Genomic DNA, 24,527 nt, shown 5'->3' with positions numbered 1-24,527 from the left:
GGGCCGGAACGGCCAGGCCGCCCGTCCGATGAGGTCCCCGATGCTCGAGACCTGCTGAGCCTCTGGAAGAATGGGAGCTATGGGCAAGGGGTCTCGGGGTTCACGGCGCGGCGGCCGGCGGGGACCCTCCAAATGGCAGCAGGAGCCCCGCCCTCTGGACGAGAGCCTGCTCTCGCCGGGAGGCTTCGCCGCAGGCCGAGTCGCCAAGCGGGACGGCGAATATCACGTCCGCCGCATCACCGCGGCCGGAGCGACGAAGTCCTATGTCTGCCCCGGATGCCACCATCGCATCGAACCGGGAACTCCCCATGTGGTGGCCTGGCGGGCGGACTCGATCTTCGGCGACGAGCGTGCCGCCGCGGAGCGTCGCCACTGGCACAGCCACTGCTGGCGCATCGGCTGAGGTCGACGGTCGGACCCGGCGCGAGGGTTCAGCGACTGTCCTGGTGCGTGATGAGCACTTCCCGGATGAGAAGCATGAGGGCGGCCGCCGTCGGAATGGCCATGAGCGCTCCGAGGACGCCCAGCAGCGTGCCACCCGCGATGACAGAGATCACGGCCACCGCGGCGGGGATCCTCACGGCGCGAGCCATGATGCGCGGGGACACCAGATAGGCCTCGATCTGCAGATAGACGAAGTAGATGGCCGCGAACGTCACGGCGGTCTGCCAGTCGACGGTGAGCGCCATGAGCGTCACCAGAGAGCCGCCGGTGACCGGACCGACCAGCGGGATGAAGGCCAGCACCCCGACGACGACGGCGAACAGCGCCCCGAAGGGCACGCCGGCGATGGTGATCGCGATGTAGGCGACCACCCCGTTGAGGAAGGCCACACAGGCCTGACCGATGACGTAGTAGCCGACCCCGTTGAGGATGCGATCGCCCAGATGCTGGATCCTGGGCCGTCGGGAGCGGGGGACCAGCCGGTAGCCCCAGGCCTTCATCGTGGGCAGGGAGGCGAGGAAGTAGAGCGCGAGCACCGCCACCACGAGCATCCCGAAGCCGGTGGTGAGCACGGCGGCCCCGACGCCGAAGAGGCCGCCCAGCGCGTTGGTGATGTTCGACGGATCGGCGACGAAGCGGGCAACCTCGTTGTCGATGATGTCCTGGACCTGGAAGTCCTCGTCGAGCCGTCGGAACCAGGGGGAACGGGAGATGTCGTAGACGATCTGCGGGATCGACGTCACGAAGTTCGACATCTGCTGCGTGACGGCTGGGGCGAGCCAGGCGATGAAGGTGGACACGGTCGTGACGAAGGCCAGCATGGTGGCCAGCACGCCGGCGGGCCGGGGCAGGCCCAACCGCTCGAGCGCCCGGACGACGGGGTCGAGACCGAGGGCGATGAACAGCGCGGCACCGATCCAGATCAGCAGCTGCGTGTTGGTCTGGCCGATGTAGAAGATCAGCAGCGCCAGGCCGACGCCGACGGTGAACATGAAGCCCGTGTACACCGGTCGGGTGATCTGGGTGACCTGCTGCAGCGTACGGGACGGCGTCGGCTCCTGGAAGTGTGCCGTCTCGCGGGACGCGCCCTCCTGGTCCCCTGCGGCGGATGTGGGCCCGGCCGCCGACGTCGGCCGCGGCCTCGTCCGTCCTGGGCTCCTGCGGGTCCTGGGGCGGTCTCGTCTCCGGGCCGGATTCGGGCGGAAGCCCGTAGGCGTCATAGCGGAGGACCGGCTCGTCGGGGTCGACGATGATGGGCTGCAGGGCCCGGCGCAGACCGGAGAACCGTCGACGACGGGGCGCTGGCTCTGACGCGGACGGAGCTCCTCCCTCGGTGGGGCCCGCGTCCTGGGGACCCGGCATGCTGCGGCGCGGATCGGACACTCCACGGCCTCGACCACGGGAGGCCAGCCGTCTCAGGCGGCGCTGCAGGAAGCTCACATGACCACCCTAGCGGCGACCTGATGATCTGCGCGTGAGGCTGGAGACGCTCCACATGAGGCTGGCGGGGCCGGATCGGGGGTGAGTCAGGGGACGCCGGGTCGCCCGGGGCAGGCGGAGGACGATCCGGAATGCCGGTCGGTGCGTGACGCCTCGCGGCGTGACCGTATCGTTATCGTGGGCTAATCTAGAGAGTCGGGCCGTCTGTCGTCGGCCTGCCCGTCATCGTGCCCCCGCCTCAAAGGACACTCCGCCTGTGCGCTTCCTGTCTTCGCTCCTCGCCTTCCTGCTCGGACTGGCCGCTCTGGCGATCGGCATCGGCCAGCTGACCGTCTGGGCGCCTCAGGAGACCGTGACGGCGCACTCTCCTGAGCTCGAGGACGCCCCGCTGACCGTGATCACCGACGGGATCGTCGACCTGGACGACGGCCGCGAGGAGTTCACCCTCGAGGCCGAGGGGGAGTACACGATCGCCCTGGCACGTCTGGACGACATCGAGGCGTGGGTGGACGACGCCGCCCATGTGCAGATCTCAGGCGTCGACGAGCCGTCTCCCGAGCAGGACGCGCAGGTCGTGGCGGAGCACGTCGCGGGTGAGTCCGAGGTGCCGGACCCCTCCGATTCGGACCTGTGGGTGGCCACCGAGACCGCTGAGGGGCCGCTGGTCTACCGCTGGGTGGCCCCGGATGACAGCGGCGACTGGGCACTGATGATCTTCCGTGACGGCGAGGAGCCCGCCCCGTCGGCCGTCGCCGTGGAGGTCGAGCAGCCCGTGGACAGCACGTGGGGATCGCCCTGATCATCGTCGGCGGACTGCTGATCCTTCTGGCGCTGGTGCTGTTCTACCGGGCGTTGGCGGCTCGGCGGAAGGAGCGGGATGTGCTCGCCGCCGCCTATGACGGGGAAGTCGTGGCCGACGACGACGTGCCTGTCGCGGCGGGCACCGATTCCGCCGCCGAGACCGAGACGACGGCCTCTGCGGAGGCGCTCGATGACGAGGCGCCCGAGGGCACGGCGCCCGAAGACACGGCACCCGAGGGCTCAGCTCCCGAGGGCAACGCGTCCGAGGGCGAAGCCACTGAGGTCGATGAGCCCGAGGCCGATGAGCCCGGCGTTGATGAGCCCGGCGTTGATGAACCCGGGGCCGAGGAGCCCACCACCGTGGTGCCGGCCGTGGAGGCGCCCTCCTCCGACGTCGCCGACGACGAGGCCGCAGACACCGCCGCAGAGACCGCCGCAGACACCGCCGCAGAGACCGATCCCGCCCTGGCGGACGCCGAGGTCGATCCTTCGCCCCGGGAAGCGGACGAGGGTGCCGACGCTGAAGGCGCCACGTCTGCCGACGAGCCTTCGGAGACCGAGACCGACGAACCAGCCGACGCGCACCCTGAGGGCGATGAGGACGACGAGGAGGTCCAGGTGACCGAGCCCACCGCTGAGTCCCCGGAGCCCCGCCGGCGATCCTTCTGGTGGCGCAGCTCGTCGGTCGCCCTGCTGGCCGCCGTCGCCGTCCCGGCGGTGTCGGGGGTCGACATCGCCGCTGATCTGCAGGCCGCGCCGGAGGAGGAGCAGGCGGAGGACGAGGCCGCAGAGGATGCGGCCGCTGACGCTGAGGACGCTGAGGACGCTGAGGACGCTGACGACTCTGACGGCGCTGACGACGGCGAGGCTGCCGATGAGGACGCCGAGGAGGGCGCCGAGGAGGGCGCCGAGGAGGGCGGCACCTCCGGCACCGGAGAGGCCGGCGACCTGCCGGAGGCCGGGGAGTACTCCGTGCTGCTCGAGAGTCAGCTGCAGCGCATCGTCGACGACATCGCGGAGGTGGTCGAGGCCGGCGACGAGGAGCAGGACGTCGACGTCCTGCAGGAGCGCGTGGCGGGCAATGCCTTCGAAGTCCGTGAGCTGACCTACCGGAACCAGGAGATCGCTGACGGCTCAGCGTCGGAGCCCGTCGGCTCCGAGGTGCTGGCCGCCGCCGTGACCTCCTCCGGTGAGTTCCCGCGTCAGGCAGTCGTGATCACCCGGCACGAGGATTCGGAGATCCCGCAGGTGCTGGTCATCGAACAGGAGTCCGCGCGGGACAACTACCGCCTGACCCAGGCGGTGATGATGATGCCCGGCACGGAGTTCCCGGCGATCTCCGCTGAGGAGGGCGGTGTGGTGCCGGTGGACCCCGATGCGGAGGTGGCGCGGTTCGCCCCCGACTTCGCCATGGTGCGCACGGCGGTGTTCCTGAACAACCGGGACTACTACTTCGGCATGCACGTCGAGGACAACCCCTACATCGAAGACCTGCAGTCCTACCAGGAAGAGGTGCAGGAGTCCGCGGCAGACATCGACATCTCCTACACCCGGCCCCTGGCCGAGGAGGGCACCACGGCTCTCCGGCTCCCGGACGGCTCCGTGCTGGCCGTCGGGTCCTTCGACTCGACGATGCAGCTGCGCCCGCACGAGCCGGGGGACCAGATCATCTTCGAGGACGAGACGCTCGCCGAGCTCGCCGGCACGAGCTCCACCACCGCCGACGCCGACGTCGTCAGCCGGGAATCGATGATCCTCCACATCCCCGCCGAGGACGAGGACCCGGTCGTCCTGCTGGGCGTGCACGATATCGTGAATGACGTGCACATCCTCGACTGAGGCGGCCGCGGGCCCGCGCACGGCCGGGCTCCGGTCATGAGGAGCAGCAACCGATGAGCAGCACTGATGGAGGAGTGAGCGCTGTGACCCAGCCAGGACCCGAATCCCAGACCGAGGCGCACGCGTCGGTGAACACGCGCGGCGCCGTCGACCTCTCCCAGCTGGGCGGCGGCGGACCGCAGCCCGATCCCGGCCAGCCCGGCGGCGAGCACGCGGCCGGCGCCGACAGCTGGGTCGTGCCGATCCGGCCCGAGCAGCTGCAGCAGATCGTCCAGCTCTCCGCACAGGCCCCGGTCCTCGTCCTCATCCATGGTGCGGACGAGGCCTCGGCGACGATGCGCACGACGCTCGCCGACCATGTGGATGCTCAGCAGGGCCGCGTGCTGCTGGCCGAGGTGGACGCCTCGACCAGCCCTGAGCTCGCCCAGGCCCAGGGTGCAGACCAGATCCCGGTGGCCACCGCCTTCATCGGCGGACGCCCGGTGGGAGAGTTCGACTCCACCGTGCCGGCGGATCAGCTCGGCGAGGTCGTGACCCAGATGGTCCAGCTGGCCACCCAGAACGGCATGACACAGAAGCTGCCCCCGCAGAGCCGCCGTGCGGGAACTGCCGGCGAGGGGCCCGAGCTGCCGCCCCTGCATCAGGAGGCGCACGACGCCCTGGAGCGTGGGGACCTCGAGGCCGCTGTGGCCGCCTATGAGAAGGCGCTGCGGGAGAAGCCCGATGACTCCCAGGCTTCGCTGGGACTGGCCCAGGTGAAGCTCATGCGGCGCACCCAGGACCTGGACGTGCAGCAGACGCGCACTGGGGCCGCCGAGAACCCCGACGACGTCGACGCGCAGATCGCCGTGGCCGACGTGGACGTCCTGGGCGGCCATGTGGAGGACGCCTTCGCACGGCTCATCGGCTTCATCCGGGCGCACACCGGTGATGACCGAGAGAAGGCCCGAGCGCATCTGGTCGAGCTCTACTCGATCGTCGGAGACACCGATCCGCGGGTGAACAGGTCCCGCCAGCAGCTCGCCCGCGCTCTCTTCTGAGCCCGTCGCCGGCGGACACCGACCTCCTGGATCATCCCGAGGGTGGATGCTCGACATCCGATCGGGCCAGTAGCCTGTGGCCCATGGCAGACATCGCTGAGACACCGTTCCCCGCTCCGGCCGGCTCGCCCCGCCAGGATGCCGGCGTCGCGGCCCTGCGGCTGCGAGGCCTCACCAAGCGTTTCGGCGAGAAGCTCGCGGTGGCCGGCCTGGACCTGGAGGTCCCCCGCGGATCCTTCTACGGCTTCGTGGGTCCCAACGGCGCCGGCAAAACGACGTCGCTCTCCATGGCGACCGGGCTGCTGCGCCCGGACCAGGGCGCGGCGGAGGTCGGCGGCATCGACGTCTGGGAGCGGCCTCTGGCGGCCAAGAGGCGCATGGGCGTGCTGGCCGACGGCGTCGTGCTGTTCAATCGGCTCACCGGTGAGCAGCTGGTGACCTATGCGGGGCTGCTGCGCGGCATGGATCGGGAGACCGTGGCTCAGCGCTCCGCTGACCTGCTGCGCGTGCTGGGCCTCGCCGACGCCGCGGACACGCTGGTCGCCGACTACTCGGCAGGCATGACCAAGAAGATCGCCCTGGCCTCCGCGATGATCCACGCCCCGGAGCTTCTGGTGCTCGACGAACCGTTCGAAGCGGTCGACCCGGTCTCGGCCCGCACCATTCGCGGGCTGCTCGACAGCTATGTGGCCTCCGGCGGCACCGTGATCCTCTCCAGCCACGTGATGGACCTGGTCGAGCGCATGTGCACGCATGTGGGCGTCATCACCGAGGGACGGCTCCTGGCCTCCGGCACGGTCGAGCAGGTCCGCGACGGCCAGGACCTGGAGAGCCGCTTCGTGGAGCTCGTCGGGCTCGAAGGCGGCGAACAGGAGCTGTCATGGTTGCGACTCTGATCCGGCTCAAGCTCACGCTGTCCGCCAACAGCTTCAAGCGATCCGCCTGGCAGGTGGTCGGCACCCTCTTCGCCCTGCTCTACGGGGTGGGCATCACGGGACTGGTCGTCGCCGGGATGGTGGCCGGCGGGTCACCTCTGGTGGGCCTGGAGCCGGAGCTGCGCCAGACGTACTCGGTGCTGCTCGGTGCGGGCGTGATGCTCCTCTGGCTGCTGGTCCCGCTCTTCCTGACCGGCGGAGACACGGTGATGGATCCGAAGCAGCTGGTGACCTACGGGCTGCCGCGGCGCACCCTGGTGGTGGGTCTGCTGCTGTGCGGGCTGGTCTCGATCGGGTCGGTCCTGACGCTGCTGTGGCTGATCGGCTACATCCTCTACTGGCGGGCGGAGCCTGCCGCGCTGGTCGTCGCGTTCGTCAGCGCGCCCGTGCTGCTGCTGACGTTCTCCCTGGTCAGCCAGGCCGCGGTGACGGCGGCCAGCGCCTGGCTCGACGGGCGCCGGTTCCGGGACCTCATGGCGATCCTGGGCCTGGGGCTCGCCATGCTCATCTGGCCGGCGATCACCATGGTGCAGAACACCGCCGGAGGTCTCGCCGAGGCGATGCCGACGATCGCCGGCGTGGTGTCCTACACCCCGCTCGGCGCGGGGGCGGCGCTGCCCGGGGACGTCGCCGCCGGTCGCTGGGGAGCCCTCGCGCTGCACCTGTTGGTGCTCGCTGCAACGATCGCGGCGGCCCTGCTGGTGGTCCGGGCCGGTCTCGTCACGCTCACCGAACGACCGCCGGCACCGAAGACACGACGACGATCCGCTCAGCAGGGCAGGCTGGGTCTCTTCACGATCTTCCCCGACCGCCCGTGGGGCGCAGTCGCGGCCCGGTCGCTGACGTACTGGCTCAAGGACCCGCGGTATGGGGGATCGCTGGTGGTGGTCCCCGGGCTGGTGATCCTGGCGATCTTCCTGCATCTGCAGACCGGCCAGACGGTCTTCCTCTACGGCCTTGGACCGTTCCTCGCCTTCACCCTCGGCTATGCGATCTCCGCGGACGTCTCCTATGACCACACGGCCTTCAGCCTGCATGTGACCGCCGGGATCCGCGGCGTCGACGATCGCGCGGGTCGGGCTGTCGCCCTGCTGACCTTCGCCCTTCCGGCGACGCTGCTCGCCGCGATGGTCCCTTCCTGGATCGCCGGTGGCTGATGCCGATGGTGCTGACGACGACGGTCAGCGTCGGGATGCTGCTGACCGCTGTGGGCGTCTCCTCCCTGGTCTCGGCGCGCTTCACCTACCCGGTGCCCAAGCCGGGGGACAGCCCGTTCAAACAGCCGCAGGGCGCGCTGGGGCGGGTCATGGTGATCCAGCTCCTCTCCATGGCGGCCATCGGACTGCTCATGGTCCCGGAGCTGGTGGGCTGGATCGTCTGGACGTTCACCGGCATCGGCTGGGTGGGCGCGGTGACGGCGACGGTCGCCGTGCTCAAGGGAGCTGGCATCCTGGGGGCGGGACTCCTCCTGGGCGCACGGGTCTTCGACCGCAGCCAGCCGGAGCTGTTCCAGCAGGTGCAGGCCCATGCCTGAGTCCTCACCCGCGCAGTCGGGCTCCCGGCCCCGTCTGCGGCTGTCCCGGCTCGAGAACCTGCGGGACCTCGGGGGGCTGCCCGTCCGCGGAGGGAGACTGCGTCCGGCGCGGCTGTGGCGCGCTGACGACGTCGCCCTCGCCTCGGCGGACCAGCTGGCAGAGCTGACCGCCACTGGTCTGCGGAGGATCATCGACCTGCGCTCGGACCAGGAGCTGCGGGCCACGGGCCCGGGTCTGGCGGCCGACTATGGCATGCGCAGGCATCATCTTCCGCTGACCCAGGAGGTGGCCGACCCCGAGGTGATGGCGGCGGTGTTCGAGCAGACGACGAGCCCTGAGGGCGCCGGCCGCTGGTACGCCTCGCTGGTGGACGGACGGGCCGCCGATCTGGTGCAGGCGGTGCGGCACGTCGCGGAGCATCCGGGAGGTGCCCTGGTCCACTGCGCGGCGGGCAAGGACCGCACCGGTGTGGTGGTGGCCGCCGTGCTGGCAGCTCTGGGGGCCCGGACCGAGGACATCGTCGCCGACTACACCGCCACCGATGCCAGAGTTCCCGCCGTGCTGACACGGCTGAGGTCGGCAGGCCATGTCGCGGCCCCTGACGGGCGCATGCGGGACGTCGACCGGAACCACGCGATGCTGCGGGCCCCGGAGGCCACGATGCGGGCGATGCTGGAGCAGCTGGGCGGCCCGGAGGGACTGCGTGACCGACTGGAACGCGCCGGCCTCGACGCCGCCCTGCACCGGCGACTGCGCGCCCACCTTGTGGATCCGGGGTGAGCGACGCCGACGTCGCCTGCTCCCCGCTGTCAGGGTGGACCGGTAGAATGGCGGCCATGATGGTTCACCAGCACAGCCTCCGCCCGTCCCGTGAGGAGGACCTCGGCGCTGCCGCGGCCCGGGTCCCCTTCGGCATGCACACTGCGGACCCGTCCTCGGCTCCGTCGCCTGGCGGCGCGGCGACGATCGAGCGGGAGCACCAGGAGCAGCTGTCCGAGCCGGGCGACCACGAGCGCTTCTCCCACTACGTGAAGAAGGACCGGATCATGGAGTCCGCCCTGGAGGGCGGCGCCGTCGTGGCCCTCTGTGGGAAGGTGTGGGTTCCGTCCCGGGACCCCAAGAAGTTCCCGGTCTGCCCCGAGTGCCAGGAGATCTACGAAGGACTTCAGGGCGGCGGCGACGGCGACGGTGAGTCCGGCGGTCGTCGAGGCGGCGGCTTCTTCGGCTTCGGCCGGAATCGCTGAGCCTGCCCCATCATCGCGGCTCCTGGTGCACTGATCCGATCTCGCCCCGGTGTGCGTGCCTGTCGGGGCATCGTCAGCGTGTGCCCTCCACCGGGCCGCCGGGTGCGCAGTGCGCCGGCGCCATGAGCAGATCCTTCGCGGCGCAGACCCGCGCCTGCGGCCGTCCCAGCCGCCTCTCGTCATCACCGGAACTCGACCATCAAGGGTGCAAGTACAGCCGTGACTGATTCCTCAGGCGTTCAGACCGAGTCGCTGTTCGACGTCGGCACCGACGTCGGGGCCTCGATGCCGCCGGTCTATCCGCACCGTGCCGCCCGCGGCACCGCGCCGAAGCTGCGCCAATGGCAGCAGGAGGCCCTCGACCTCTACATCCAGAAGTCTCCGCAGGACTTCATGGCGGTCGCCACGCCCGGGGCCGGCAAGACGACCTTCGCTCTGCGTGTGGCGAAGCTGCTGGTGGACTCCGGGGAGATCAATCGCATCTGTGTGGTGGCGCCCACCGAGCACCTCAAGCATCAGTGGGCCGATGCTGCCTCCCGCATCGGCCTGGCCATCGACCCGAACTTCAAGAACTCCGACGGCCGTCACGGCCGGCAGTACATCGGAGTCGCGGTGACGTATGCCCAGGTGGCGAACAAGCCGGCCCTGCATCGGAACAAGACCGAAGCAGGACGCACCCTGGTGATCCTGGACGAGATCCACCATGCCGGGGACGCACTCTCCTGGGGCGACGGCATCCGCGAGGCCTTCATCCCCGCCAGGCGCCGGCTCGCCCTGACCGGCACACCGTTCCGCTCGGACACCTCACCCATCCCGTTCGTCGACTACGTGGAGGATGCCGATGGTGTGCGACGCTCGAAGGCGGACTACTCGTACGGCTACGGACCTGCGCTGAAGGACAAGGTCGTGCGGCCCGTGGTCTTCATGGCCTACTCGGGCAACATGCGCTGGCGCACCTCCGCCGGTGAGGAGATGGAGGCCCAGCTCGGGGCGGCCGCCACCAAGGACATCACCAATCACGCCTGGCGCACGGCGCTGAATCCCGAGGGTGAGTGGATCCCCGCTGTGCTCTCGGCCGCCCATCGGCGGCTGCTGAACGTGCGGGAGAAGGTGGAGGACGCTGGGGGGCTGGTCATCGCGACCGACCACGAGACGGCACGTGCCTATGCCGCCCAGTTGGACCAGCTCACCGGTCAGAAGACGACGATCGTCCTCTCGGATGACAAGGAGGCCTCGCAACGCATCGAGGACTTCTCCGCGGACGGCTCGCGGATGTGGATGGTCGCGGTCCGGATGGTCTCCGAAGGCGTGGACGTGCCTCGGCTGTGCGTGGGAGTCTATGCGACCTCGACGTCGACGCCGCTGTTCTTCGCCCAGGCGATCGGTCGCTTCGTGCGTCGCCGCCAGGCCAACGAGGTCGCCAGCGTCTTCCTGCCCTCCGTGCCGGTGCTCACCGAGCTGGCCAACGAGATGGAGGAGGAGCGGGACCACGCCCTGGAGGTGCCGCAGGCCCACGATGAGGAGGGCGAGATCCCGGAGCAGGACCTCCTGGACGAGGCGGAGAAGGAGGACCGCGCCTCCGAGGAGCTGACCAAGGGGAAGTTCGCCGCGCTCCACTCGAACGCCGCCTTCGACAAGGTCCTCTTCGACGGTGACGAGTTCGGCCTCGGAGGGGCCGTGGGCTCCGAGGAGGAGATGGACTTCCTGGGCATCCCCGGGCTTCTCGAGCCGGAGCAGGTCTCCACCCTGCTGAAGCAGCACCAGGCCCAGCAGCTCAAGCGCCGACCGGAGGCGGCCCGGGAGCGGCCGGCCGACGTGGTGGACCACCGGCAGCTCAAGAAGCTGCGCAGCCAGCTCAACTCCTCGGTCTCGGCCTACTCGGCCAAGACGGGCATGCACCAGGGCACGGTGCACAACAAGCTCCGGGAGGCCTGCGGCGGGCCTCAGGTGGGCCAGGCCACCCAGGCGCAGCTGGAGGCTCGGCTGAAGAAGCTGCAGAACTGGTTCGTCGGCCGGAGATGAGCAGACTGCGGCACCGTGCATCCCGCCGGTGCCGGCAGGGCCGGCCGTGCGGGGCTCACAGGTCGTCGAGGCTGAGGATCTCCACGTCCGCCTCGGCGAACTCCTCCCAGGCCTCTGCGGTCCTGTCCGGGTCCACCCCTGCGGTCAGCTCCCGGATCACCCGGACCTGATACCCGTTCTCCACGGCGTCCAGGACCGTGGCGCGCACACAGTGGTCGGTGGCCAGCCCCACCACGGTGACGGTGTCGATCTCCTGCTCCGTCAGCCAGGCGTGCAGGTCCGGCGCGTCCTCGGCCACGGCGTCGCCCGGGGTGACCTTGACGCCCTTCTCGCCCTCCAGGGTGCCGACCCGCTCCGGGTCTCCCAACATCCCTTCGAAGCCCGAGTAGCCGTCGGAGTACAGCCCCTTGAGGAAGCGGGCCCCGACGTGCTCGGTGTCCAGGTCGTCGTGCAGCTCGGCTCCGCGCTCGCCCGCCACACAGTGGACCGGCCAGCTGGTCCGGAAGTCCGGGTCGGCGGAGAAGTGGCCGCCCGGGTCGATGTGCCAGTCCTGAGTGGTGGCCACGGCGTCATAGTCCGCGTGGGCGACTTCCAGGTGCTCGCTGATCTCGCCGGCCACCTGGGCGCCGCCCTGCACGGCGAGCGCGCCGCCTTCACAGAAATCTTGCTGGACGTCGACGATGATCAGAGCGTCGGCCATGGAACTCCTCCTTCGACGGTGGGCGTGGGATCGTCCACGTGGTGACCACGCTACTGCACCGCCGAGGGAGGGGTCACGTGCGCGATGCGAGGGCTCCTGGCGTGCCGTCGAGCGCGGCGTCCTGCTGCTGGGCGGTCTGCTGGGCGAGGTCGAAGTCTTCGGTCACCAGCGCCATGTTGGCCCCGGCGCCGGCCATGGTGCCCCCGCTCATCGACACCACCACATTGGCTGCCGGGCTGGCCACGTTCCCGGCGGCCAGATGCGTGGGTGGCTGGTGCGGCCGGTGGCGTCGACGGCGAGGACGTCACCCATGGGGCTCGGGGTTCGGTCCAGCTCGAAGCCGGCGAGGAAGCCGTCATGGGGGCGCAGCGCCCCGAGGGTGAACAGCGCGTCCACCGGCACGTGGCGCCCGTCGGCCAGGATCACCCCGGAGAGCGCATCACCTGCCCCCTCGACCTCCGTGACCTCGACAGGCTCGATCCTCACGCCCCGTGCGCTCAGGCGGGCGGCGGTCTCCTCGGAGAGCTCTCCGGCGCCGGCGCTGAAAAAGGTGATCCGGTCGGTCCACTGGCGCAGCAGCTCGGCGTGGTGGAGGGCGAACGGGCTTGTGGCCAGCACGCCGATGCGCTGTCCCCGGACCTCCCAGCCGTGGCAGTAGGGGCAGTGGAGCACGGAACGGCCCCAGCGCTCGGCCAGGCCGGGAATCTCCGGGAGCTGGTCGGCCAGGCCTGCGGCGGCGATGACGACGCCGCCGAAGACGGTCCGGCCGTCCTCCAGGGCGGCGACCATGGACGCGGGGCCGGCACCGGTGGCCTCGGCCAGCCGGGTGACGCGCCCGGAGATGATGTCGGCCCCGTAGCTCAGCGCCTCCTGGCGGCCGCGACGCAGCAGCTCGGCGGGATCGATCCCTTCGTGGCCGAGCACCGTGTGCATATGGGAGGCGAAGCGATTGCGCGGGGCTCCGGCGTCGATGATCAGCACCCGCCGCAGGGAGCGTCCCAGGGCGACGGCGGCGCTGAGCCCGGCGGGGCCGCCGCCGATGACGAGGGCGTCATACTGCTCTCCCTCGGCGGTGGAGGGGGAGTGGTCGGTGGACGGAGTGATGTGAGGAGTGTCTGTGGTCATGGCTCCATGGTCCTCCTGCGACACGTTCTCAGAAAGACATCTTGCAGAAACTGCAAAAACTGGGCAGGATCGAGGGGACAGGACGTGTCGTCGGAGAGGATGGCCGCAGATGAAGGAACTCGCCCAGGTCGGCATCAGGCTGCGGGCCGCCCGGACGGGACGCGGCTGGACTCTGGACCGACTGGCCCGTGCCTCGGGGATCTCCGCCTCGACGATCTCGCGGCTGGAGTCCGGAAAGCGGCAGGCCAGCCTCGAGCTGCTGCTGCCTCTGACGCGTGAGCTCGGGATCGCCGTCGACGACCTGCTGGTCCTCCAGACGCCGGACCCACGGGTATGTCGCCCCGGATGGCGCACCGAGGACATGGTCGTCCAGCCGCTGTCCGAGGAGCGGTCCCCGGTCAACGCGTTCCGGATCACCTACGCGGAACGTCCCCGGCAGGAGCAGCTGCACACCCATCCGGGCTATGAGTGGTTCTATGTGGCCTCCGGCCGATTGCGGCTGCAGCTCGGCGACGAGGAGCTGATCCTCGGCCGCGGAGAGGCCGCCGAGTTCGACACGCTCATCCCGCACAACCTCAGCGCGGCCGGCCCGGGAGAGGCCGAGATCATCAGCCTCTTCAGCGAAGAGGGTGTGGCACCGCACACGGCCGCCGACGGGGCCGACCAGTGACGGCTCCGGGCCGGTCAGCTGCGGGCCGGTCAGCTGCGGGTCGGTGAGCCCCGGGGCCTCACGAGAAGATCGTGGGCAGGACCGGCTCGCGTCCTGCAGCCGGGCGGCCGCGGGCGGCAGCTCCGCCACCGAAGCCCGGTGACGCTCGCGGGCGCGCTCGACCCCCGGCGCGCCGGTGTGCTCAGTGCGGATCTCGCCGTCGACGACCAGCGGCACCATCAGCTCGCGGAACGAGTCCGTCTCCAGCCGCGGGGCGTGGCCCACGCCGATCACCTCGGCGTCGGCCACACCGTCGCCGTCATAGGTCCGCACCGGATGCTTCGTGCCGCCCACACTGCGTTTGCCCACCGCCGTCTTGGCGACCGGAACCGGGGCGCCGTCGTCGTCGGTGCGCTCCACCAGCTTGTAGACCATCGAGGCGGTGGGAGCCCCCGATCCGGTCACCAGCTGGGTGCCCACCCCGTAGGAGTCCACCGGAGCGGACTGCAGACGGGCGATCGCGTACTCGTCGAGATCCGAGGTGACGATGATGCGGGTCTCGGTGTTGCCCAGCGAGTCCAGCAGGGCGCGGACCTGATGGGCCTGCTCCACGAGGTCGCCCGAGTCCAGGCGGACCGCGCCCAGTTCCCGGCCGGCGATCTCCACCGCCCGCCGCACCGCCGCCTCGACGTCATAGGTGTCCACCAGCAGCGAGGTGCCCGCGCCGAAGGCCTCCACCTGGGCGGCGAAGGCCTGCTCCTCGGAATCATGCAGCAGGGTGAAGGCGTGCGCCGCGGTGCCCAATGTGGGCAGCTGCCACCGGCGTCCGGCCTCCAGGTTCGAGGTCGCGGAGAATCCGGTGATCACGGCTGCGCGCGCCGCGGCGACCGCTGAGGACTCCTGGGTGCGGCGGGAGCCCATCTCCACACAGGGCCGATCGCCCGCGGCCATGGTCATGCGGGACGCGGCCGAGGCCACCGCCGAGTCATGGTTGAGCACCGAGAGCACATAGGTCTCCAGCAGGGTCGCCTCGGCGAAGGTGGACTCCACGCGCAGCACCGGCGAATGCGGCAGGAAGATCTCACCCTCGGCGTAGCCGTGGATGCTGCCGCTGAAGCGGTAGCCGCGCAGGAAGTCCAGCGTCGCATCGTCGACGATCCGATGGTCCGCCAGGAAGCCCAGCTCCTCGTCCCCGAAGCGGAAGTCCGCCAGTCCCTCGAGCAGACGACCCGTGCCGGCGACGATGCCGTAGCGGCGCCCGGCAGGCAGGCTGCGGGTGAAGACCTCGAAGGTGCAGCGCCGGTGCGCCGCGCCCGAGTGCAGCGCGGCCTGGAGCATGGTCAGCTCGTACTGGTCGGTCAGCAGGGCGGTGGACGAGCTCGGGGCCGGGGACGGGCCGGAGGCCTCGCGGCGGAATGAATCTGTCACGCCCTCCAGCGTAGAATACTCGCCATGAGCTCCGTGGAAGGGTCGACGCTCACCCGTGAGGAGACCGATCTCGAGGCCGAGTTCTCGTCGCTCCCTGAGGTGCAGCGTCCGTATCAGGTCGTCGTCTGGAACGACCCCGTCAATCTCATGTCCTACGTCGCCTGGGTGTTCCGCACCTACTTCGGCCATCCGCGAGAGCGGGCCCACCAGCTGATGCTGCAGGTCCACGAGCAGGGGCGCGCCGTGGTGGCCACCGGAACCCGCGAGCAGGCCGAACGGGATGTCACTGCCATGCATCACTACGGCCTGCAGGCCACCCTCGAGGAGTCCTGACCCGTGGCCACCGCATTCCGCGCCTCATCCCGCGGCTACCGCGCCGATCTGGACGCCCATGAGCGACGCCTGCTCAGCTCGCTGTGCGCCGACGTCATCGAGCTCCTGGAGGCGCGCACCGCCGAGCTCGCCGACGCCTCCGATCCAGCCGGTTCGGGACCCCCGCTCAGCGAGGAGCGGGCTGAGAGCACCGAGGAGGCCTCCGTCTTCGCGCACTTCCGCGCCGAGCTGGCCGGACTCGACGCCTCCGAGAGCCTGGAGGCGCCCCAGGACGAGGTCCTGGCCAGACTCCTGCCGGACGCCTCCGGCGACCCCGAGCAGGCCGCGCAGCTGCGCCGGCTCTCCGAGGGCTCGCTGCGGGAGTCGAAGATCTCCGACCTGCGCACCGCCCGCATGCTGCTGGAGACCTCCCCGGTCCATGTGACCGAGGAGCAGGCCCCGCCGTTCGGACGGGCACTCAACGACGTCCGGCTCACCCTGGCCACCCGCCTCGGGATCCGCACCGAAGCCGACGCCGAGACCATCCACCAGTCCGCCGTCTCCTCCCGGGCCAAGACCACCGAGACGTTCATGGCCGAGATCTACACCTTCATCACCTGGCTGCAGGAGACGCTCTTCACCGCCATGGTCGAGCTCCTCCCCGAGGAAGATGAGCAGGACGAGCAGGACGAGCAGGACGAGCAGGACCCCGGCGGGACCCCCGACGCCGACGGCGGGGACCGACGGTGACGGCCCCGCCGCGACCGGAGGCTCCCATCGGCATCTTCGACTCGGGTGTCGGAGGGCTCACCGTGGCGCGCGCCGTGCTCGACCAGCTGCCCGGCGAGTCTGTGCTCTACATCGGCGACACCGCCCGCGGGCCCTATGGCCCCCTTCCCATCGCCAAGGTGCGGGCGCAGTCGCTGGGCGTGATGGACGAACTCGTCGACTCCGGCGTCAAAGCCCTGGTCATCGCGTGCAACTCCGCCTCGTCGGCGGTGCTGCGGGACGCCCGCGAACGGTACACCGCGCGGTACGGCATCCCGGTGGTGGAGGTCATCCAGCCGGCGGTCCGCCGGGCGGTGGCCGCCACTCGGACCGGACGCATCGGCGTCATCGGCACCGAAGCGACCATCGGATCCCGGGCCTACGAGGACACCTTCGCCGCGGCCCCGCACCTGCAGATCACCTCGGCGGCCTGCCCCCGGTTCGTGGAGTTCGTCGAAGGAGGCATCACCGCCTCGCCCGAACTGATCACCCTCGCCGAGGGCTACACGGCACCGTTGCGCGAAGCTCACGTTGACACGCTCGTCCTGGGTTGCACGCACTACCCGCTGCTCACCGGCGTGCTGTCCTATGTGATGGGAGACGCCGTGACCTTGGTCTCCTCGGCGGAGGAGACCGCCAAGGATCTGTTCCGGGCGCTGACCCGCCACGGCCTGCTCAGAGACGACTCCGCCGGCGCGGGGGAGCACGTCTTCCTCTCCACCGGGTCGGCGGCGTCCTTCCATCGGCTGGCCCGCCGCTTCCTGGGGCCCGAGGTCGGGGACGTCCGTCAGCTCGACGACGTGACGGAGACGTATCCGACCGGTGTGATTCCGCAGGTCACCGACGCTATGCTGGCCCGTGCGGCCGCGCAGGCCGGTCCATCGACACCGGCCGCGTCGCCCACCGTCGGCGGAGACACGACCTGAGGGGACGGGGCAGGACATGGAACTGACGATCATCGGATGCAGCGGCTCATTCCCCGGGCCGGAGTCCCCGGCGTCGTGCTATCTGCTCAGCGCCGAGCACGACGGGCGCACGTGGCGGATCATCCTGGACCTCGGCAACGGCGCCCTGGGCAAGCTGCAGCAGCACATCGCCCTGGAGGACCTGGATGCGGTGTGCCTGAGCCACCTACACCCGGACCACTACATGGACCTGTGCGGCCTCCACGTGGCCATCCGCTGGCGCCCCGGGGGCTGGCCGGGCCCCCACCTTCCGGTGTTCGGGCCGCTGAACACCGATCAGCGCATCGCCAACGCCTACGGCATGGAGCCCGACCCTGGCATGCACCCGGACTTCGACTTCCACAGCTGGAACCCGTGGCAAGTCGAGCAGATCGGGCCCTTCCGCATCACGGCGATCCCGGTGCGGCATCCCATCGACGAGGCCTATGCCCTGCGCGTCGAGGCCCCGGGAGCCGATGGTCGCCTGAGGACGCTGACCTATTCCGGCGACACCGACGCCTGCGACAACCTCGTAGAGGCTGCGCGCGGCACGGACCTGTTCCTGTGCGAGGCCGCCTTCGAGGACGGCCGTGACGACCACATCGAGGGCGTCCACCTCAACGGCCGACGCGCCGGTGAGATGGCCTCCGCCGCCGAGGCGGGGCGCCTGCTGCTGACCCACATCCCCGTATGGACCTCCAAGAAGGTCCTGCTGGAGCACGCGGCCGCCACCTACGACGGCGACATCGCCGTCGCAGTCGGCGGCGTCACCTATCAGGTGGGCGCGCCGACCCCGGCCGTCACCACATTCGTCGCATCATCCCGAGAGGACCGTGAGACCACAGCGTGACTGAGAACCTCCTGCGAGCCGACGGCCGCGCACCCGACCAGCTGCGTGAGATCACCATCACCCGAGGCTGGTCCGGACATGCCGAGGGATCCGCCCTCATCGAGTTCGGTGACACCCGCGTGCTGTGCACCGCCTCCTTCGAGTCGAACGTCCCTCGATGGCTCAAGGGCCGCGGCACCGGGTGGGTCACCGCCGAGTACGCGATGCTGCCGCGGGCCACCAACACCCGCTCCTCCCGCGAATCCGTGAAGGGGAAGATCGGCGGCCGCACCCACGAGATCTCGCGACTGATCGGACGGTCCCTGCGGGCAGTGGTGGACACGGCCGCACTGGGGGAGAACATGATCACCCTGGACTGCGACGTCCTCCAGGCCGACGGCGGCACGCGCACCGCCGCCATCACCGGCGCCTATGTGGCGCTCGCCGACGCGGTGGCGTGGGCTCGGGAGCAGGGCCACGTGGCGCGTCGCGCCGAGGTCCTGACCGGATCCGTGGCCGCGATCTCGGTGGGGATCCTGCCAGACGGCACGCCGGTGCTCGACCTGCCCTACTCAGAGGACTCCACGGCGCAGACCGACATGAACGTGGTCGCCACGGGCGACGGAGAGTTCGTGGAGGTCCAGGGCACTGCTGAAGGAGCCCCGTTCCGCCGGGACGAGCTGGACTCCCTGCTGGACCTGGCTCTGACCGGCACTGCGCGGCTGACTCGACTGCAGCAGGAGGCGCTGGCCTCGTGAGCACCACCTCCGCCCCTCATGGAGCCCGCCTCGTGCTGGCCACCCACAACGCCGGGAAGGTCCGTGAGCTGCGTGCCCTGCTCGCCGACGCCCCCGGGCTGCAGGGTCTCGACCTGGAGGCCGCCGTCCTCGACGCCGCGGCCGCCGGCTGCCCCGTCGTCGCGGAGACGGGCGTGACCTTCGAGGAGAACGCCCTGCTCAAGGCCCGGGCCGTGGCCGACGCGACCGGCCTGCCGGCAGTGGCCGATGATTCCGGGCTCGCCGTCGACGTCCTGGGAGGAGCGCCGGGGATCTTCTCCGCCCGATGGGCGGGGGCGCAGTCCTCCGATGCGCGGAACCTGCACCTGCTGCTCGAACAGCTGGCCGACATCACCGCGGAACACCGCGGGGCGGCGTTCGTCTGTGCGGCGGCCCTGGTGACCCCCGATGGCCAGGAGACCACGCGCATCGGCCGCCTCGAGGGGACGCTGCTGGGCGCGCCGCGAGGCGAAGGCGGCTTCGGCTATGACCCCATCCTCCAGCCGACGGGGGAGACCCGCAGCTGCGCGGAGCTGACGATGGCGGAGAAGAACGCGATCTCTCACCGGGGGCAGGCCTTCGCCGCCCTGCGTGAGCACATCGTGGCGGCCCTCCAGGGGGCCGGCCAGCGGTGAGCCTGAACTTCACCGCGGTCGACTTCGAGACGGCCAACGGGTTCCGGGGATCGCCCTGCTCCGTGGGGCTGGTGCGGATCCGCGACGGTGCCGAGGCGCAGACACTGTACCGCGAGCTGAGACCGCCGGAGGGCTACGACCGCTTCGATCCCAAGAACGTCGCGGTGCACGGGATCACCGCCGAGGCCGTAGCCTCTGCGCCGCGCTTCTCCGAGGTGTTCCCCGAGGTCATCGACTTCATCGGCGATGACACCGTGGTGGCGCACAACGCCTCCTTCGACGTCGAGGTGTTCCAGGCCGCCCTGGAGGTCAGCGGCATGGACTCCCCGGGTCTGGAGTCCTGGTGCTCCGTGCAGCTGTCCCGAGCGGTCTACGACCTGCCTCCCACGCCTTGCCTCGCGCCGCGGCCGAAGCGGGGCATGTGCTCAGCCGTCACCATCATGCGCTCGAGGACGCTCGCGCCTCGGCGGCGATCGTCTGCGACATCGCCTCGCGGACCGGGGCCGCGGACCTCGAGGAGCTCTTCCTCGCCCAGGGCTTGGAGCGGCTGCGGCTTCCTGCCTGGTCTGGGGCACCGGACCGTGTCTCCCGTGCCACCACGCAGGTGCGGGCCATGGGGCCGATCTTCGACTCTCGACTGCGCACGGTGCCGGACGAGGCGCTGCCCGACCTGCTGCGCTGGCAGGACGAGGGCCGCAACCTCCCGCCCGCCGCGGACGCGGATCCCCGGCATCCGCTCTACGGCCAGCACGTGGTCTTCACCGGCGGACTCAGCATTCCCCGACCTGAGGCGAAGCGGCTCGTGGCCGCCCACGGCGGTCAGACGACGTCCCGGGTGACCGCCGGCACCACGATCGTCGTGGTCGGTGACGGGTACACCGTACAGGGGCCCGCGGATCAGGAGCAGCTGCACACGAACAAGGCCCGGGACGCGCTGCGCCGGCGGGATCTCGGGCAGCCGCTCCGGGTGCTCGACGAGTCCGAGTTCCGCGGCATGCTGGGACGCGCGTGGCCCGCCGCGACCGAGCCGCCGCCGACGGCGGCCGTGCGGCTCACGCCGGAGCGGTGACCTGCTCCCAGTCCGTGAGCAGAGATGTCCTCAGAACGTCCTCGAGCTCCTGAGGGAGCACCGGAGCTGGTGCGGCACCGACGCGGGCGGCACTGTCCTCCGGGCTGTTCTGCTCCACCGGCTTGTCCTGCTCCATCGGCTTGTCCTGCTGCATCGAGGCGGCTGCCGCGGCGACCTGGGCCCGCACGACGGCGCGGGCGCCGTCGTCGGCACCGGCCATCAGGTCATCGGCCCGCCGCACGGCCGCCTGTCGCTCGGCCTCGGGCATGTGCGGACGCTGAGCGATGCTCCGGATCAGGCTGATCAGCTCGCGCGCGGAGCTGAGGACCTCGGGATGCCCCTGGGTCAGGGCCAGTGCCTGCTCCGCCCAGCTGAGCAGCATCTGTTCCTCCACATAGGGCACCAGTGCCAGCGGCACCAGACGCACCAGTCCGGCGGCATCGCGGGCGGAGGGCTGGGAGGGCGCCGAGAGGTAGGCCATCTCGCCGTCGGCGAGACCCGCCAGGGAGACCCCACCGGTGTCTGCCTGCAGGCGCAGGCGCGGATGCGGTTCCTGCAGCAGAGCGGCCAGACCGGCGTCGAGCGGTCGTCGCGGAGGCTCAGGGGCTCCATCGGGGAAGGCCCCGGTCAGCAGCCGGTGCCACCGCAGGGAGCTGAGCCACAGGCAGGCCAACGGGTCGGCGGGGACACCCTGGCGCGTCCAGTCCAGCAGCTCCAGGAGGCCGTCCGCGAGGCACAGCTGATGGGCGGCCTCCGCGTGCAGGAGGTGCGTCTCCCGGTCGGGAGCCAGCGCGGCGCTGAGGCCCGCCCGCAGCACCGGGCCCAGACGGCGGATCAGCAGGGCATCGGGGGAGGGTGCGGCGTCTGCCGCGGCAGGACCAGCGGTGGACGGGCTCTGTGCTGACGGGCTCTGTGCTGACGGGCTCTGTGCTGACGGGCTCTGTGCTGACGGGCTCTGATCACTGCTCACGCCCCTACTCTATCGACCCTGTGCTGGCGATCCTGTGCTGTCGATCCTGTGCTGTCGATCCTGTGCTGTCGATCCTGTGCCGGCGAGCTGCTGCGCGCCGTGCGGCGGACGGGTCACACCGTGCGGATACCGTGGTGGCATGCGATGGCTCCACACCTCCGACTGGCACCTGGGACGCGGATTCCACGGCACTTCGCTGCACGACGCGCAGCAGGAGATGCTGGACACCGTCTGCCGCACCGTGGAGGAGCACAGCGTGGACGTGCTGCTCGTGGCCGGCGACGTCTACGACCGGGCCCTGCCTCCCGAGTGGGCGGTCAGCATGCTGGAGCGTTGCCTGCTGCGTCTCGCCGAGGCCGGGACCACGGTGATCATCACCTCCGGCAACCATGACTCCGCCCAGCGGCTGGGCTTCGGCCGGGGACTGATGGCGGCCTCAGGTGTGCATCTGCGCACCGCGCTCGACGACGCCTGGTCCCCGGTGGTGCTCGAGGACGGATCCGAGACCGTGCTCGTCTACGGCGTGCCGTATCTGGAGCCTCAGCTCGTCAGCTCCCGGCTCGAGCTGCGGCGCGCCACCCACACGGCGGTGATGACCGAGGTCATCGCACGTATCCGTCAGGACGTCGAGCGCCGCCGACGGGAGCTGACGGAGTCAGGGCCGGTGAGGACCGTGCTCATGGCGCACCTGTTCGCCGCCCGGGGAGTGGGATCGGATTCAGAACGGGTGATCGGCGTGGAAGCCCCAGCCGGGGAGCCCGTGGAGCACTCCGAGGAGAGCTCCGGAGGGCTGGCCGTGGTGCCGCTCGAGCTCTTCGACGAGTTCGACTACACGGCCCTGGGGCACCTCCACGGCCGCCAGAGGCTGGCCCCGCGGGTCAGATACAGCGGTTCTCCGCTGCGCTACTCCTTCTCCGAGTCGCGCCAGGCCAAGGGGGCCTGGCTGTGGGACAGCGCGGACTGGGAGGCGATCACCGCGGTGGACTGGGCCATCGGGCGGGGACTCGCCCAGCTGAGCGGGCCCTTGGAGGAGATCCTCGACGAGGAGATGGTCCGCCGCCATCGGGAAGACTTCGTCCAGGTCACCGTCACCGACCCGCAGCGCCCCGAACGCGCCTTCCAACGGACCCAGGAGGCCTATCCGTATCTGGCGACGTTCGTGCATCGGCCTCCGGAGCGTCAGGGCGCGGCCCTGACCTATGCCGAGGCGATGCACCGGGCCGAGACGCCGGGGCAGGTGGTGGAGTCGTTCCTGGAGCACGTGCGGGGTCGCGGGGCCGATGGACAGGAACGGGAGATCCTCGACGACGCCGTGGCGGCGGTGCGGAGGGAGCTCGCCCGCAGCGGGACCGCTGCACCGGGGAAGGAGATTCAGCCATGAGGCTCCACCGACTGACCCTGACGGCCTTCGGCCCGTTCCCGGGCACCGAGGAGATCGACTTCGACGCGTTGAGCGCCGACGGCCTGTTCCTCCTCCACGGACGGACGGGATCCGGCAAGACGACGGTGCTGGACGCCATCACCTTCGCCCTCTACGGCGACGTCCCCGGCCAGCGTGACGTCAATGGGCTCCACAGCCACCATGCGCCGCCGGAGCGCGAGCCGGCGGTCGAGCTCGAGTTCACCCAGGCAGACCGACGGTGGCTGATCCGCCGCACCCCGCCGCACCGACGGCCCAGCCGCCGGGCGAAGTCCGGATTCGTCGCCCAGAACCAGACAGTCGTGCTGAAGGTCCACGACGGTGCTCTGTGGCGCGAGGTGACCAGCGGCGTCCAAGCCGCCTCCCAGGAGATCCAGGACATCCTGCCGCTGGACCGCCACCAGTTCACCAAGGTCATCCTGCTGCCGCAGGGAGAGTTCGCACACTTCCTCCATGCGACCAGTACGGAGAAGCAGAAGCTGCTGCAGAAGCTCTTCGACACCAACCTCTACCAGCGTCTCGAAGCTGAGCTCAGCGATCGTGCCAAGACTCTGCGCCAACGCATCGTGGAGGCTGAGCATCGGGTGGAGGTGACCGCAGACACCGTGCGGGCACAGGCCGAGTCCATGCTCGAGCCGGTGCTGGGAGCGGAACTCGCCCGCTTCACCAGCGTGCCGCCCGAAGACCTCGAGGAAGCCGTCCGACTGCTGGGGGCGTGGATGTCCCGGGATCTCGAGCAGCGCGTCGAGCTGGCCTCAGCGGCCGCGGAGAGCGCCTCCGAGCGGGCTGCGGACCTGCAGCGCCGCCGTCGTCTGCTGACTCTGCTGAGCGACCATGAGCAGCGCCAGGCCGACCATGAGGCCCGGCGCGAGGCGGTGGACCAGATCCGTGACCAGCTGGAGCAGCACCAGAAGGCCACCGAAGTGCGCCGGTGGTTCCAACACGCTCAGCAGCTCGCGGAGCACACCGAAGACGTACGGCGCAGGTCGCTGGATCAGCTCCGCGACCTGCGGGACCGGCTGGCCGATCAGGACGACGTCGACGCGTCGTCCACGGCCGCCTCGACACTGACCACCGAGGCCGGCGACCCCGCCCCCGACGCACTGCGGGACCTCATCGCCGAGGTGACGGCCCTACGGGGAGGGTTGGAAGACCAGGACGCCGCCCGTCTCGAATCCCAGCGGCGTCAGACGGCGACTGCACTGACCGCCGCTGAACGCCGGCGTGACGAGCAGAGAGCCGTCCGGCAGGCCGCCGAGGAGGCGATCGCCGCGCTGCAGGAGCAGGAGACGGCGCTGAACGCCCAGTGGCAGGATGCGGAGGAGCTGGACTCCCATCGCGCCGCGTGCGAGAACCTCATGGAGCTCACCCGGCGACGGGTGGAGCTGGTGGACCAGCTGGAGGGCCGGCGGGCCGCCGTCCGCCAGGCGCAGGAGGCGGCCCACCGTGCGGAGCAGGCGGAGCAGATGGCGGAGTCCCGGCGTCGGGAGCTGCTGGCGGATCATCTCCAGGCGGTGGCGCGGCGACTGGCCGCCGATCTGCGTCCCGGCGTCCCGTGCCTGGTCTGCGGAGCCACCGAGCACCCGCGGCAGCCGCGCCGGC

25 protein-coding genes and 2 pseudogenes are annotated in these 24,527 nt (G+C 70.6%); 21 read left to right on the top strand and 6 right to left on the bottom strand.

The genetic code is table 11. From position 1 onward, the window contains the following. Positions 1–79 precede the first annotated feature (79 nt). On the top strand, positions 80–403 hold the full coding sequence (locus tag BCY76_RS03900) for a hypothetical protein (protein ID WP_070162106.1): 324 nt from the start codon (positions 80–82) through the stop codon (positions 401–403). Between the two features lie 28 nt (positions 404–431). On the opposite strand, the gene BCY76_RS03895 is transcribed toward BCY76_RS03900, so the two are convergent. Further along, entirely contained in the window at positions 432–1,436 is a 1,005-nt protein-coding gene (locus BCY76_RS03895; RefSeq protein WP_237089952.1) for an AI-2E family transporter, read from the bottom strand. A gap of 704 nt (positions 1,437–2,140) precedes the next feature. On the opposite strand from BCY76_RS03895, the gene BCY76_RS03890 reads away from it, so the two are divergent. The 9 genes from BCY76_RS03890 to BCY76_RS03850 all read left to right on the top strand — a co-directional run bounded on the left by BCY76_RS03890 (position 2,141) and on the right by BCY76_RS03850 (position 11,300). Next, positions 2,141–2,683 (top strand): hypothetical protein, encoded by a 543-nt coding sequence (locus BCY76_RS03890; protein ID WP_070162102.1) that lies wholly within the window; start codon positions 2,141–2,143, stop codon positions 2,681–2,683. Then, positions 2,668–4,524 (top strand): hypothetical protein, encoded by a 1,857-nt coding sequence (locus tag BCY76_RS03885; protein WP_085437187.1) that lies wholly within the window; start codon positions 2,668–2,670, stop codon positions 4,522–4,524. Before BCY76_RS03890 ends, BCY76_RS03885 begins: the two co-directional genes overlap by 16 nt. Positions 4,525–4,577: 53 nt before the next feature. After that, positions 4,578–5,564, top strand: coding sequence for a tetratricopeptide repeat protein (locus BCY76_RS03880; RefSeq protein ID WP_139827600.1), 987 nt, complete (start codon positions 4,578–4,580; stop codon positions 5,562–5,564). Between the two features lie 83 nt (positions 5,565–5,647). Then, entirely contained in the window at positions 5,648–6,460 is an 813-nt protein-coding gene (locus tag BCY76_RS03875; RefSeq protein ID WP_070162096.1) for an ABC transporter ATP-binding protein, read from the top strand. Then, positions 6,445–7,656, top strand: coding sequence for a hypothetical protein (locus BCY76_RS03870; RefSeq protein ID WP_085437185.1), 1,212 nt, complete (start codon positions 6,445–6,447; stop codon positions 7,654–7,656). The genes BCY76_RS03875 and BCY76_RS03870 overlap by 16 nt, the downstream gene beginning before the upstream one ends. Further along, complete coding sequence (locus BCY76_RS03865) at positions 7,656–8,033, top strand: hypothetical protein (RefSeq protein ID WP_083277751.1); 378 nt, start codon at positions 7,656–7,658, stop codon at positions 8,031–8,033. Before BCY76_RS03870 ends, BCY76_RS03865 begins: the two co-directional genes overlap by 1 nt. Continuing rightward, entirely contained in the window at positions 8,026–8,814 is a 789-nt protein-coding gene (locus BCY76_RS03860) for a tyrosine-protein phosphatase (RefSeq protein WP_083277750.1), read from the top strand. The genes BCY76_RS03865 and BCY76_RS03860 overlap by 8 nt, the downstream gene beginning before the upstream one ends. 56 nt (positions 8,815–8,870) lie before the next feature. Then, entirely contained in the window at positions 8,871–9,278 is a 408-nt protein-coding gene (locus BCY76_RS03855) for a DUF3039 domain-containing protein (protein ID WP_442935343.1), read from the top strand. A gap of 285 nt (positions 9,279–9,563) precedes the next feature. Beyond that, a complete protein-coding gene (locus BCY76_RS03850; RefSeq protein WP_070162150.1) occupies positions 9,564–11,300 on the top strand; it encodes a DEAD/DEAH box helicase in 1,737 nt (578 codons plus the stop codon). 55 nt (positions 11,301–11,355) lie between these two features. Here the strand turns inward: BCY76_RS03850 and BCY76_RS03845 are convergent, their stop codons facing one another. The 3 genes from BCY76_RS03845 to BCY76_RS03840 all read right to left on the bottom strand — a co-directional run bounded on the left by BCY76_RS03845 (position 11,356) and on the right by BCY76_RS03840 (position 13,125). Next, positions 11,356–12,000 carry an isochorismatase family protein gene (locus tag BCY76_RS03845; RefSeq protein WP_070162094.1) on the bottom strand — a complete coding sequence of 215 codons (645 nt, stop codon included), beginning with the start codon at positions 11,998–12,000 and terminating at the stop codon, positions 11,356–11,358. A 73-nt stretch (positions 12,001–12,073) separates the two neighbouring features. Beyond that, positions 12,074–12,211 carry a hypothetical protein gene (locus BCY76_RS18865; RefSeq protein WP_237089951.1) on the bottom strand — a complete coding sequence of 46 codons (138 nt, stop codon included), beginning with the start codon at positions 12,209–12,211 and terminating at the stop codon, positions 12,074–12,076. Continuing rightward, entirely contained in the window at positions 12,208–13,125 is a 918-nt protein-coding gene (locus BCY76_RS03840) for an NAD(P)/FAD-dependent oxidoreductase (RefSeq protein ID WP_237089950.1), read from the bottom strand. The genes BCY76_RS18865 and BCY76_RS03840 overlap by 4 nt, the downstream gene beginning before the upstream one ends. On the opposite strand from BCY76_RS03840, the gene BCY76_RS03835 reads away from it, so the two are divergent. Then, on the top strand, positions 13,124–13,795 hold the full coding sequence (locus tag BCY76_RS03835) for a helix-turn-helix domain-containing protein (protein WP_336581913.1): 672 nt from the start codon (positions 13,124–13,126) through the stop codon (positions 13,793–13,795). The two genes, BCY76_RS03840 and BCY76_RS03835, sit on opposite strands and share 2 nt — an antisense overlap. A gap of 72 nt (positions 13,796–13,867) precedes the next feature. On the opposite strand, the pseudogene BCY76_RS03830 reads toward BCY76_RS03835, so the two are convergent. Then, positions 13,868–15,112: pseudogene (locus BCY76_RS03830) on the bottom strand (nicotinate phosphoribosyltransferase); the annotation flags it as partial. A 114-nt stretch (positions 15,113–15,226) separates the two neighbouring features. Between BCY76_RS03830 and clpS the strand changes: the two are divergent. The 8 genes and pseudogenes from clpS (at position 15,227) to BCY76_RS18855 (ending at position 20,535) form a co-directional block, all read left to right on the top strand. Next, a complete protein-coding gene (gene clpS / locus BCY76_RS18490; RefSeq protein ID WP_070162090.1) occupies positions 15,227–15,535 on the top strand; it encodes an ATP-dependent Clp protease adapter ClpS in 309 nt (102 codons plus the stop codon). A 3-nt stretch (positions 15,536–15,538) separates the two neighbouring features. Next, positions 15,539–16,264 carry a DUF2017 domain-containing protein gene (locus BCY76_RS03820; protein ID WP_070162088.1) on the top strand — a complete coding sequence of 242 codons (726 nt, stop codon included), beginning with the start codon at positions 15,539–15,541 and terminating at the stop codon, positions 16,262–16,264. Further along, the gene (gene murI / locus BCY76_RS03815) at positions 16,261–17,208 is read left to right on the top strand and encodes a glutamate racemase (protein WP_070162086.1); all 948 of its coding nucleotides are present in this window, start codon (positions 16,261–16,263) and stop codon (positions 17,206–17,208) included. The genes BCY76_RS03820 and murI overlap by 4 nt, the downstream gene beginning before the upstream one ends. 16 nt (positions 17,209–17,224) lie before the next feature. Next, a complete protein-coding gene (locus BCY76_RS03810; protein WP_083277749.1) occupies positions 17,225–18,076 on the top strand; it encodes an MBL fold metallo-hydrolase in 852 nt (283 codons plus the stop codon). Continuing rightward, the gene (gene rph, locus BCY76_RS03805) at positions 18,073–18,813 is read left to right on the top strand and encodes a ribonuclease PH (RefSeq protein WP_085437183.1); all 741 of its coding nucleotides are present in this window, start codon (positions 18,073–18,075) and stop codon (positions 18,811–18,813) included. The genes BCY76_RS03810 and rph overlap by 4 nt, the downstream gene beginning before the upstream one ends. Further along, positions 18,810–19,466 carry an RdgB/HAM1 family non-canonical purine NTP pyrophosphatase gene (gene rdgB / locus BCY76_RS03800; protein WP_070162083.1) on the top strand — a complete coding sequence of 219 codons (657 nt, stop codon included), beginning with the start codon at positions 18,810–18,812 and terminating at the stop codon, positions 19,464–19,466. Before rph ends, rdgB begins: the two co-directional genes overlap by 4 nt. Then, positions 19,463–19,780: pseudogene (locus BCY76_RS18860) on the top strand (exonuclease domain-containing protein); the annotation flags it as partial. The gene rdgB and the pseudogene BCY76_RS18860, both read left to right, overlap by 4 nt. 77 nt (positions 19,781–19,857) lie before the next feature. After that, positions 19,858–20,535, top strand: coding sequence for a BRCT domain-containing protein (locus BCY76_RS18855; RefSeq protein WP_237089949.1), 678 nt, complete (start codon positions 19,858–19,860; stop codon positions 20,533–20,535). On the opposite strand, the gene BCY76_RS03790 is transcribed toward BCY76_RS18855, so the two are convergent. Next, positions 20,519–21,505 (bottom strand): ADP-ribosylglycohydrolase family protein, encoded by a 987-nt coding sequence (locus tag BCY76_RS03790; protein ID WP_139827599.1) that lies wholly within the window; start codon positions 21,503–21,505, stop codon positions 20,519–20,521. The two genes, BCY76_RS18855 and BCY76_RS03790, sit on opposite strands and share 17 nt — an antisense overlap. Before the next feature lie 139 nt (positions 21,506–21,644). On the opposite strand from BCY76_RS03790, the gene BCY76_RS03785 reads away from it, so the two are divergent. Together BCY76_RS03785 and BCY76_RS03780 are read left to right on the top strand one after the other, a co-directional pair. After that, a complete protein-coding gene (locus tag BCY76_RS03785; RefSeq protein WP_070162077.1) occupies positions 21,645–22,886 on the top strand; it encodes an exonuclease SbcCD subunit D in 1,242 nt (413 codons plus the stop codon). Further along, positions 22,883–24,527 (top strand): AAA family ATPase (locus BCY76_RS03780; RefSeq protein WP_139827598.1); only part of this gene is annotated, 1,645 nt, incomplete at its 3' end. The genes BCY76_RS03785 and BCY76_RS03780, both read left to right, overlap by 4 nt.

Origin of the sequence: Nesterenkonia sp. PF2B19, from assembly GCF_001758425.2 — a bacterium.
Taxonomy (GTDB): domain Bacteria; phylum Actinomycetota; class Actinomycetes; order Actinomycetales; family Micrococcaceae; genus Nesterenkonia; species Nesterenkonia aethiopica.
The sequence above is the reverse complement of the archived record's forward strand: the minus strand, read 5'-3'. Positions and strand labels throughout refer to the sequence as shown.

Bases quoted from the DNA above. Each gene is read 5' to 3' on its own strand.
- BCY76_RS18865 (WP_237089951.1), bottom strand. From the start codon at position 12,211: ATGAGCGGGGGCACCATGGCCGGCGCCGGGGCCAACATGGCGCTGGTG.
- BCY76_RS03855 (WP_442935343.1), top strand. From the start codon at position 8,871: ATGATGGTTCACCAGCACAGCCTCCGCCCGTCCCGTGAGGAGGACCTC.
- BCY76_RS03865 (WP_083277751.1), top strand. From the start codon at position 7,656: ATGCCGATGGTGCTGACGACGACGGTCAGCGTCGGGATGCTGCTGACC.
- BCY76_RS03870 (WP_085437185.1), top strand. From the start codon at position 6,445: ATGGTTGCGACTCTGATCCGGCTCAAGCTCACGCTGTCCGCCAACAGC.
- BCY76_RS03785 (WP_070162077.1), top strand. From the start codon at position 21,645: ATGCGATGGCTCCACACCTCCGACTGGCACCTGGGACGCGGATTCCAC.
- BCY76_RS03845 (WP_070162094.1), bottom strand. From the start codon at position 12,000: ATGGCCGACGCTCTGATCATCGTCGACGTCCAGCAAGATTTCTGTGAA.
- BCY76_RS03835 (WP_336581913.1), top strand. From the start codon at position 13,124: ATGGCTCCATGGTCCTCCTGCGACACGTTCTCAGAAAGACATCTTGCA.
- BCY76_RS03810 (WP_083277749.1), top strand. From the start codon at position 17,225: ATGGAACTGACGATCATCGGATGCAGCGGCTCATTCCCCGGGCCGGAG.
- BCY76_RS03880 (WP_139827600.1), top strand. From the start codon at position 4,578: ATGAGCAGCACTGATGGAGGAGTGAGCGCTGTGACCCAGCCAGGACCC.
- BCY76_RS03875 (WP_070162096.1), top strand. From the start codon at position 5,648: ATGGCAGACATCGCTGAGACACCGTTCCCCGCTCCGGCCGGCTCGCCC.
- BCY76_RS03840 (WP_237089950.1), bottom strand. From the start codon at position 13,125: ATGACCACAGACACTCCTCACATCACTCCGTCCACCGACCACTCCCCC.
- clpS (WP_070162090.1), top strand. From the start codon at position 15,227: ATGAGCTCCGTGGAAGGGTCGACGCTCACCCGTGAGGAGACCGATCTC.
- BCY76_RS03895 (WP_237089952.1), bottom strand. From the start codon at position 1,436: ATGTTCACCGTCGGCGTCGGCCTGGCGCTGCTGATCTTCTACATCGGC.
- BCY76_RS03860 (WP_083277750.1), top strand. From the start codon at position 8,026: ATGCCTGAGTCCTCACCCGCGCAGTCGGGCTCCCGGCCCCGTCTGCGG.
- BCY76_RS03850 (WP_070162150.1), top strand. From the start codon at position 9,564: ATGCCGCCGGTCTATCCGCACCGTGCCGCCCGCGGCACCGCGCCGAAG.
- BCY76_RS03900 (WP_070162106.1), top strand. From the start codon at position 80: ATGGGCAAGGGGTCTCGGGGTTCACGGCGCGGCGGCCGGCGGGGACCC.